Consider the following 5,760-nt stretch of genomic DNA (forward strand, 5'->3'; position numbering starts at 1 on the left):
GACGGCCCGCGCCGTGCCGTGCCCGTTGGCCGCCGGTATCTCGGCCGCCCGCCACTCGGGCGTGTTCGCCCCCGCCGCCCCCACGCCCGGATTGGTCAGCGCCGCGATCGCGACGGGCGGCAACTGGGCGAAGGCGCGGGCCTGTTCGGCGCTGCCCCGGGCCGACGGCTGGTCCAGCTCGGCCACCCGGCCGGCCTCCCGCTCCGGCAGGCCGATGGTGAAGTCGATCCCCAGCGGGCCGGTCACCTCCCGCTTCAGGAACTCACTCGGCAGCAGTCCCGACACCCGCCGCACCACCTCGCCGACCAGATGGCCGTAGGTCAGCGCGTGATACCCGGACTGCGTGCCCGGCTCCCACCAGGGTTCCGACGCCGCGAGCCGCTGGGTCGTCAGCTCCCAGTCGCAGAGCTGCGCGAGGGAGTGCGGCTCACGCAGCCCGGCCAGTCCCGCGCGGTGCGAGAGCAGATGGCGGACCAGCACCTTCTCCTTGCCGGCGGCGGCGAACTCCGGCCAGTACGTGGCCACCGGCGCGTCGAGGTCGAGCAGGCCCCGGTCGGCGAGGATGTGCGCGCACAGCGCCACCGGGCCCTTGGTCGTCGACCACACGTTGACCAGGGTGTCCCGCTCCCAGCGCCGGGTGCGGGCCCGGTCGCCCCAGCCGCCCCACAGGTCCACCACGGTCGTGCCGTCCACGGTGACGGCCACCGCGGCACCCAGCTCGTCGCGCTCCCGGAAGTTCTCCTCGAACGCCGTGCGCACCGCGTCGAACCGCGGATCGCAGTGACCGTGGACGTGGATGTCGTGCTGGGACATGGGGCCCTCCGTCGGCCGTCGGAAAAACCCGGGACGCGCCGCCGCGTCCCGGGCAGCCAAGAACGTACCGACTGGTCGGACCGGGCGGAAGCCCAGGGATGCGGACCAGGCCCCGACGGCCGGATCGCTCGCCACCCGCCGGGAGCCTCCCGGCTCAGGCGTACGCGCGCATCCAGCGCAGCTTGGCCGCCTCCTGGAACGGGCCGCCACCCTCGTGGTCGTTGAAGTCGTACACCTCGATCGCCTTGTCGTCGTGCGCCCAGGCGTTGAAGGCGGCGAACACCGTCGACGGCGGGCAGGTCTGGTCCTCCAGGGCCGCCGAGAAGAGTGCGGGCGCCCGGCCACGGGCGGCGAAGTGCACCCCGTCGAAGTAGGACAGCGTGCGCAGCGCCTCCTCGGTGCGGCCGCGGTGCGTCTTGAGGTAGAGGCCGATCTCACGGTACGGGTGGCGGTCCGTCAGCGTCGCGGCGCGCGGGAAGTCGCACAGGAACGGCACGTCAGGCGCGATCCCCGCCAGGTCGGGGACCAGCCCGCCGACCGCCAGGGTGATGCCGCCGCCCTGGCTGCCGCCGATGGCCACCGTGCGCGACGCGTCGGCCAGCGGATGCGAACGGGCCGCCTCCACCGCCCGGACGGCGTCCGTGAACACCCGGCGGTAGTAGTAGTTCTCGGGGGCATCGATCCCGCGCGTCATGAAACCCGGGTACGCGGGCGCTCCGCCCACCGGATCCGCGGTGCCGCCACCGGCGCCCCAGGCGCTGCCCTGCCCACGGGTGTCCATCACGAAGTGCGCCCGGCCCGTGGACCCCCACAGCAGATGCTCGTGAGGCAGCCCGCGGCCGCCGCCGTAGCCGATGAACTCCACCACCAGCGGTAGCGGGGCGTCCGCCCCGGCGGGCAGCGTCAGCCAGCCCTTGACGGGATGGCCGCCGAACCCGGCGAACGTCACATCGAAGACCTCCACCGTCGACAGGCCCGTGTCGACCGGCTCGAAGCGGGCGTCCAGGTCGTGCTCGCGGGCCTCCGCCAGCGTCTTGGACCAGAACGCGTCGAAGTCCTCCGGCTCCGTGGACGCGCTGCGGTACTCGCGCAGTTCGTCGAGGGGAAGGTCGAACAGGGCCATACGGGACCGCCTTGGTGACGAGTGACGAGACAGTGTCAGGCGCCCCACACCGTACGTGAGTCGTCGCAGGGATCGCCAGGGTCTGCGCGTTCTTTCTTCGGCCGATGCATGAGTCATCTGCGCAGGTGACGCCAATGGAAAGCGCTTGCTCTGCGAGAGGTGAGGAGCGTGGCCGGAGGGGGCCTGGTCGGTCAGACCTCCCGACGTGTCCACTGCGGTTCCGTAAGGGCCCACGCCCGCTCCCATTCCGCGAGTCGGCGGCGCTGTGCGACGCCGCGGATGCCTCGGTGCACGAGGAGGATCACGGCCGTCGTGCCGCCCGCTGCCCAGGCGCCGATGCCCACGCTGTGCTGCCACACCGCCGCGCCGTCGGCCGGTGGCGGCACGCTGCGGCCTCGCGAGTCCACCCACACGGTGACCATGTCGCCCTCGCTTACGCCGGCCGGGACCCTGGCGGTGACGGTGCGCGGCATCTGTCCCGGTTCCGTCCAGCGCACGGTGGCCCGGAACGCCTGCTGCCCGCCGGCCTGGGGCCGGGCCACCGCCGGGCCGCCCACGACCTCGGCGCGGACGCGGTGCCGCTCGGCGCGCTGCTGAGCCACGGCCGCCCGCGCCTCGTCATGGGCCCACCAGGCCGCGGCCAGTCCCACCAGTGGTGCCCCCGCACACAGCAGGACGGTCACGATCAGCACCGTCCACGCCTCCACGACATCCGACCGGCGCCGCAGCGGACTGTGCCGCCAGCGCCAGCCGCGCACCGGGGTTCGCATGTCGCCCTCCCTCACCGTCACACGGTCCCCGGTGCGGGGTGCCCGGACTCGTGGGGGTGAAACGGGGGGCGCTGAGCGGCGCGAGGTCAGCCGAAGCGCTCGATGCGGATCCGGTCCACGGGCTGCCCGGCCGCCACCAGCAGCCTGGAGGCGTGCTCGGCGAAGGAGTTGGACCCGCACACATAGGCCTCCCACCCACCGGGAGGCTGCTCGGCCAGGAGCGGCGCCACGTGTGCGGCCGCCATACGACCCACCGGCACACCCTGCGGTGCGCTGCGCGTGAAGACCGGAACCGTCTCCTCGCCCAACTCCCGTGCGTAGATGAGGTCCTCGGGGCTGCGCGCCGACACCAGCATCCGCAGGGGGTGGGACAGGCCACGGGCCCGGTGGTGCCGCACCATCGACATCAGCGGGACCACGCCGGAGCCCGCGCCGAGCAGCAGGGCGGGCCGGTCGCCCGGCCAGGCGAAGAAGCCGCTGAGCGGGCCGCGCAGTTCGACCCGGTCACCGACCCGGGCCACCGTGTGGAACCAGCCCGAGACCTCGCCGCCCGCCACATGGTCCAGGGTCAGTTCGATGTGCCCCGAGTCGTCCGGCGCGGAGGCGATCGAATAGTGGCGCTGGGCCACATAGCCGTCCGCGGCGGTCAGCCGCAGCATCAGATGCTGGCCCGGCACATGCCCCGGCCAGCCGGGCACCGCGAAGCGGAACGTGGCCACGCGTGGCGTCTCCCGCCGGATCTCGGTGAGGGTGGCCGTCCGCCATGTAGACGCGGCCTGCTCGCTCACCCCGATCCGCCCGGGCACGGCGAAGCGCACCGGTGGCACGAAACCCCTGCCCCGTGGTGTCCCCGCCCCGTCACGCACTGTTTCCGTCAGGCTCTCAGTCACCGGAGTACCGCTGCTCCTCCCAGGGATTGCCGCGCTCGTGGTAGCCGTTGCCCTCCCAGAAGCCCGGCTCGTCGTGGTCCAGAAGGCGCAGGCCCGCGATCCACTTGGCGCTCTTCCAGAAGTACAGGTGCGGCACCAGCAGCCGCGCCGGGCCGCCGTGCTCCGGGGGCAGCGGCTCGCCGTCGTACTCCCAGGCGATCCAGGCCCGGCCGCCGGTGACGTCCGAGAGCGGGAGGTTGGTGGTGTAGCCGGTGTGCGAGTAGGCGACCACATGGGTGGCCGACCCATGGGGCCGGACCACATCGAAGAAGGCGTCCAGGGAGACTCCGCCGAACCGCACGCCGAACTTCGACCAGCTCGTCACGCAGTGGATCGCGCCCTCGTACGCCGAGGCCGGGAGCCGGTGTGCCTGCTCCCAGTCCCAGGTGCGCGGCTCGGCCACCAGCCCGTCGATGCGGAACGTCCAGTCGGCGGGGGCGATGTCGGGCGTGACCTCAGCGGACAGGACCGGCCAGGTGTCGCCCGCGTCGTACTGACCGGGCGGCAGGCCGGGATTCTCCACGCGGGGGCGGCCGGTGAAGCCTCGGGTGGTGTTCACGTGATCGGTGTTCCGTTGCGACGACTACGGGAGCAGGAGTGATTCCGCGTTCAACCGTACGGGGTGTTCGCCCGTGGTCGCACCATGATCTTGCTCGACCCCGCGAGAGATCGTCGGGTAGGGTGGCCGCCCGGCTGTGGACGGACCCAGCCATGGAAGCCGAGGAGGTGAGACCCATTTTCCGCTGTACCGCTGTATCGCTGTGTCAGCTCGGGTGCTCCCTCTTCGAAGCGACGCGGATCGCCGGCCGTAGGTGACCGCGGGGAGCATCCCCAGGCTCCCGAAAGGCTGTTGCCGCCCATGCCGTCTCCGTCATCCTCGCCCGCCCTGCGTGATTCCGTCGTCACCGCGCTGCGTGCCGCGGGCTGCGTCTTCGCCGAGGACGAGGCCGAGTTGATCCTCACCGCCGCATCCGCCCCGCACGAGGTGGCGGCGATGGTGGAGCGCCGGGTCTCCGGTCTGCCGCTCGAACTCGTCGTCGGCTGGGCGGAGTTCCGAGGTCTGCGCATCGCCGTGGAACCCGGTGTCTTTGTGCCCCGGCGCCGCACCGAGTTCCTGGTGGCGCAGGCGCTCGCCCTGGCCCCGGGCGCGGGCGTGGTGGTGGACCTGTGCTGCGGTTCGGGCGCCGTGGGCGCCGCCCTGGCCGCCGGACTCGGCCCGGTCGAACTGCACGCCGCCGACATCGACCCGGCCGCCGTGCGCTGCGCCCGCCGCAATGTCGCCGGGTTCGGGGGCGTGGTGCACCGGGGCGACCTCTTCGCCGCCCTCCCCTCTGCGCTGCGGGGCCGGGTCGACATCCTCGCCGCGAACGTGCCGTACGTCCCCAGCGGCGAGATCGGGCTGCTGCCCGCGGAGGCACGCGACCATGAACCCCTGGTCGCCCTCGACGGCGGCGCGGACGGCCTCGACGTGCTCCGCAGGGTGGCCGCGGGCGCCACCGACTGGCTCGCCCCCGGCGGCTGCCTCCTGACGGAGACCAGCAGCCGCCAGACCCCCGCGGCCCTGGCCGCCTTCACGGCGGCGGGCCTCCACACCCGCCTCGCCACCTCGGAGGACGACCACGCCCATGTGGTGATCGGCGTTCGCCCGTAAGGCCCTGCCATGCGGCACAGCCGCCCCGCCCGGCGGGCCGCCGACGGCGGTTCGGGCACCGGGCGGTTGGCCGCCCCCGCTTGACCGGTCGGCCACGGCCCACGATCCGGTTGCCCGGGGCCTGACAGGCCGCTCCTCTGCGGGTGCCGGACAGGCCCACCCCGCTGACCGGTCGGCCGTGAAACCCGATCCGGTTGCCCGGAGCCTGACAGGGCCGCTCCTCTGCGGGTGCCGGACAGGCCGACCCCGCCGACCGGTCGGCCGTGGAACCCGATCTGGTTGCCCGGAGCCTGACAGGGCCGCTCCTCTGCGGGTGCCGGACAGGCCGACCCCGCTGACCGGTCGGCCGTGGAACCCGATCCGGTTGCCCGGGGCCTGACGGGCCGCTCCTCTGCCGGGTGCCGGACAGGCCGCCCACGCCGACCGGTCGGCCATCCCGTCCCCGCCCGGCGCCCGGCCACCCCGCCCCCGCCC

The 5,760-nt window shown here is 73.7% G+C and carries 6 protein-coding genes; 1 reads left to right on the plus strand and 5 read right to left on the minus strand.

The features are described 5' to 3' along the window. From N4P33_RS31650 to N4P33_RS31670, 5 genes are all read right to left on the minus strand, one after another. The coding region (locus tag N4P33_RS31650; RefSeq protein WP_260830388.1) for a serine hydrolase domain-containing protein at window positions 1–813 on the minus strand (813 nt) is incomplete at its 3' end. Between the two features lie 154 nt (window positions 814–967). Then, complete coding sequence (locus N4P33_RS31655) at window positions 968–1,936, minus strand: acetylxylan esterase (RefSeq protein WP_260830389.1); 969 nt, start codon at window positions 1,934–1,936, stop codon at window positions 968–970. 191 nt (window positions 1,937–2,127) lie between these two features. Next, entirely contained in the window at window positions 2,128–2,706 is a 579-nt protein-coding gene (locus tag N4P33_RS31660; protein WP_260830390.1) for a hypothetical protein, read from the minus strand. An 86-nt stretch (window positions 2,707–2,792) separates the two neighbouring features. Further along, window positions 2,793–3,512: a ferredoxin reductase gene (locus N4P33_RS31665; RefSeq protein ID WP_399030483.1), complete on the minus strand. Its 720-nt coding sequence runs from the start codon at window positions 3,510–3,512 to the stop codon at window positions 2,793–2,795. Between the two features lie 76 nt (window positions 3,513–3,588). Continuing rightward, a complete protein-coding gene (locus tag N4P33_RS31670) occupies window positions 3,589–4,194 on the minus strand; it encodes a sulfite oxidase-like oxidoreductase (RefSeq protein WP_260830391.1) in 606 nt (201 codons plus the stop codon). A gap of 300 nt (window positions 4,195–4,494) precedes the next feature. Between N4P33_RS31670 and N4P33_RS31675 the strand changes: the two genes are divergently transcribed. Then, window positions 4,495–5,286, plus strand: coding sequence for a putative protein N(5)-glutamine methyltransferase (locus tag N4P33_RS31675; protein WP_260830392.1), 792 nt, complete (start codon window positions 4,495–4,497; stop codon window positions 5,284–5,286). Window positions 5,287–5,760: the final 474 nt, after the last annotated feature.

The organism is Streptomyces sp. 15-116A, assembly GCF_025290915.1.
In the GTDB taxonomy this organism is placed as follows: domain Bacteria; phylum Actinomycetota; class Actinomycetes; order Streptomycetales; family Streptomycetaceae; genus Streptomyces.

What these genes read in the sequence shown, in the direction of transcription:
- N4P33_RS31655 (WP_260830389.1), bottom strand. Translation starts at nt 1,936, where the DNA reads ATGGCCCTGTTCGACCTTCCCCTCGACGAACTGCGCGAGTACCGCAGC.
- N4P33_RS31660 (WP_260830390.1), bottom strand. Translation starts at nt 2,706, where the DNA reads ATGCGAACCCCGGTGCGCGGCTGGCGCTGGCGGCACAGTCCGCTGCGG.
- N4P33_RS31675 (WP_260830392.1), top strand. Translation starts at nt 4,495, where the DNA reads ATGCCGTCTCCGTCATCCTCGCCCGCCCTGCGTGATTCCGTCGTCACC.